Below are 264 nucleotides of genomic sequence, written 5' to 3'. Positions count from 1 at the left end.
CTCGACGGCATCTCGGCGGTGGTGCTCACGATCTCCGTCGTCGAGCCGATGATCCGGCAGGCCGGCATCGACATCGTCTGGTTCGGCATCTTCATCGTGGTCGTCATCGAGATGGCGCAGATCACGCCGCCGGTCGGCTTCAACATCTTCGTGCTCCAGGGCATGACCGAGCACGACATGGGCTATATCGCACGCGTCGCCTTCCCGATGTTCCTCATCATGGTGGTGATGGTGTTCATCCTCATCGCTTTCCCGGACCTCGCC

Annotated in this window: 1 protein-coding gene; it reads left to right on the top strand. The window is 61.4% G+C overall.

Annotated features, from left to right (window positions below):
- Positions 1 to 264 (top strand): TRAP transporter large permease subunit (locus WDW90_RS39825; RefSeq protein ID WP_336493085.1); only part of this gene is annotated, 264 nt, incomplete at both ends.

This window comes from Methylobacterium nigriterrae (assembly GCF_037106235.1).
In the GTDB taxonomy this organism is placed as follows: domain Bacteria; phylum Pseudomonadota; class Alphaproteobacteria; order Rhizobiales; family Beijerinckiaceae; genus Methylobacterium; species Methylobacterium nigriterrae.
This window is presented reverse-complemented; position numbering and strand designations above follow the sequence as displayed.